We start from the raw sequence: 2,893 nt of genomic DNA on the forward strand, positions 1-2,893 counted from the left end.
GCCATGAGGTCACACTACCTGGAATTGCGTTGATAGGCAATAAGAAAGACCTGATCCCGATAGTGTTCTACGAGTACCCGCCCACCGAGAGCGGTATGCCGCGCCGCTCGCGCCGCGTGCCCTGGTTGCAGATGCGCGGCGATTGGCTCAGCGCCGCAGGCTTCGAGATCCGCGCCCCGGTGAAGGTGCGGGTCATGCGCGGGTGTCTGGTGGTGACGGTGGCCGAGGAGGATTGAGGCGCAACACCAAGCCCCGCCCGGTCGGTGATCGGGTGGGGCTTTTGTTTGTAAGAATTATCTGATGGGTTGGATGGTGGGGTTGTGTAGGTGTTTAAGTCAATTTAATACAAACAATAAAGCGACTATTAATCCAATCACTGATGCGGCGATTAGAATTACTGTTACGTTATTCTTGAGCCTGTTGTTTTCTTCTTTTTCATAATCAAATAGAATTTCTGTTACATTTTTTTTGTTGCTCTTATAGCTGCTGACCATGAGGTCACAATAATCTCCTACAGTTCTTATTTTTATTCTCCCTGAGCCAAGCTCTTTCCATGTCTTCTTGTCAACGATGTCGCAAATATCGTCATAGATGATATCAAGTTCGTTGGGCTTCCAGTTTGATACAAAGCTCGTGTGAATATCTTTCCCGAAAATATCATCAAGTGATATATTTTCCGGTGCCACATTAAATAGTCGTGCTATTCGTAGTTTGGCTGCGTTTCGCAGCTCATCTTCCGATATCTCCATTGGCACATCCATGATGATTACCTGCAAAGGTTGTCATCAAAGGAGAGGGCATCCCAGGCAGCTTTTCCTATTACTCCCCAGTCATAGAACCCTTCAAAGACTAGCGCTCCGGTTGTCAACGTTCCAACAGCTATGCCAAACGTTGTGCGGCCAAGTACGCGGAGGGCTCGTGTACCGAAGCGGCCTGACCATCTGCTAAGTTGTCCAGTTAATGGGTTGATCTTGTTTTTGGGGCCAAACGCTCTCAATTCCTTCGGGGTCTTTGGCATTGTTCCAAAGGCTTCTGTGGCAACTAGCGTTCCCAACACAGCATTCATATCAAATCGGTTTGCTTCAACTTGATTTGCAAATTGGTCAAAGTTAAACCGAAGCAGGCCATACGGGTCATAGAAGTTCAGCGGGTCGTTTGAAACATAGGCGTAACTATTGACCCCACCCAGCAACCCAATCGGATCCGAACTAATAAACCTCTTCAGCCCTGGATCATAATACCTCGCCCGATAATAGTAGAGCCCAGTCCCATCATCCTCCCGCCCGGTATACCCCAACGAGTTCCCCGCGTCCGCCCCCGTATGCACCGACTCCCCGAAGGGACTATAGGCATACTCATCCGAAACCCACCCCCCTTCATCCGCCAGCCCAACCACCGACCCCAACGCATCCGATAAGAGCTGCTTATCCCCAGCCGCCGCATAGCGCCCCAGCACCTCATCGATCATCAACCCGGTGTGGTAGGTGGCCCCCAGCGCACTGCCGGCCAGCTCAGCCACCGCCTGCGCCCCGTCATACAGGAATCCGGTGGTCACCCCGTTGACGGTCCGCTCAATCCTACGCCCCTGGTGGTCGTACTTGAAGCGCGCCGTGCCGTTGGGCCCGTCGATGGCGACCAGTTGACCGCGGGCATCCCAGGTGTAGTCCACCGCTCCCTGCTCGGTCTCCCGGCTCACCAGGTTCCCGTTGTCGTCATAGCTCAAGGCATAGCCGTTGTAACTGAGCATCCGATTGGCGTCGTCATAGACCCCGTTGAACAGCGTCTCCGGGGTCGAGCTGGCGCGCATACGGTGGCGCCGAATCCGATTGCCCGCGCCGTCGTACTCGTAGTCGATACGGTCCACCTCGCTGCCGGAGGCGTCGAGGTAGGCGATGGTGAGCAGGTCCCCGGCGGGGCTGTAGGCGTAGCGCTGGACGATCCCGTTGGGCAGCTCCTTTTCGCTCAGTCTTCCCGCCGCGTCGTAGCGGTAGAGCGCCCGTCGCCCGTCGTGCTCGATGGTGGTCACCCGCCCGGCGGGGTCGTAGCCGTAGGTGGTGAGGGAGAGCCCGTTGACCCGGCGGGCGGTGAGCTGGCCGGCGGCGTCGTAGGCGTATTCCACGGTGCCGCGGGGGGATATCTCGCGGGTCAGGCGGTCCAGTTCGTCGTAGTCGTAGCGGGTGTCGCCGCTCGCGGAGTCGGCGACCCACACCAGATTGCCGGCCAGATCGTACTGGTACTCGGTGCTGCGCCCGTCGGCGTCGACCAGGCCGATCAGCCGGTCGAGGGCATCGTAGCCGAAGGTGGTGAGCTGCCCGGCGGCGTCGGTGTAGGTGAGCAGGTTGTCGTTCTTGTCGTAGGTGAACTGCTCGGTGTGGCCGAGGGCATCGGTGCGGGTGGTCAGGCGTCCGAGGACGTCGTACTCGTTGCTTTCGATCACCGCCCCCTTGGCGTCGGTGACGGTGGCCAGCCGCCCGTCGGGGCGGTAGGCGAGGGTCGTGGTGTGGCCCTTGGGATCGATCACCTGGGTGACCCGGTCCATGGGGTCGTAGGCGTAGCGGGTGGAGCGGCCGAGGGGGTCGGTGGCCTCGATCACCCGGCTGGCGGCGTCGTAGCGGTAGCGGGCGGTGTGGCCCTCGGGGTCGGTGGCGGCGGTGAGGTTGCCGAAGTCGTCGTAGGCGAAGGTCCAGGCGTTGCCGGCCGGGTCGGTGATGGTCTGGATCTGTCCGCGGTCGGTGTAGGCGACGGTGGCGGACTCGTTGGCGGCGTTGGTGGCGCGGATCAGGCGGCCCTGGTTGTCGTAGTCGAGCACGGTCTCGCGGCCGAGGGGGTCGGTGATGCGCTCGGGGCGATTGGTGAGCGGGTCGTAGTAGGCCAGCGTGGTGTGGCCGGCGGC

At 59.4% G+C, this 2,893-nt stretch carries 3 protein-coding genes; 1 reads left to right on the forward strand and 2 read right to left on the reverse strand.

Going from position 1 to position 2,893, the window contains the following annotated elements; all coding sequences use genetic code 11:
* The coding region (locus ACYQ2W_RS25825; RefSeq protein ID WP_459873870.1) for a SymE family type I addiction module toxin at positions 1-236 on the forward strand (236 nt) is incomplete at its 5' end.
* Positions 237-335: 99 nt separating this feature from the next.
* On the opposite strand, the gene ACYQ2W_RS25830 is transcribed toward ACYQ2W_RS25825, so the two are convergent.
* Both ACYQ2W_RS25830 and ACYQ2W_RS25835 read right to left on the reverse strand, forming a co-directional pair.
* Positions 336-761, reverse strand: coding sequence for a hypothetical protein (locus ACYQ2W_RS25830; RefSeq protein ID WP_459873872.1), 426 nt, complete (start codon positions 759-761; stop codon positions 336-338).
* Between the two features lie 5 nt (positions 762-766).
* Positions 767-2,893 (reverse strand): RHS repeat-associated core domain-containing protein (locus tag ACYQ2W_RS25835; protein ID WP_459873874.1); only part of this gene is annotated, 2,127 nt, incomplete at its 5' end.

Source organism: Endothiovibrio diazotrophicus (genome assembly GCF_054657215.1).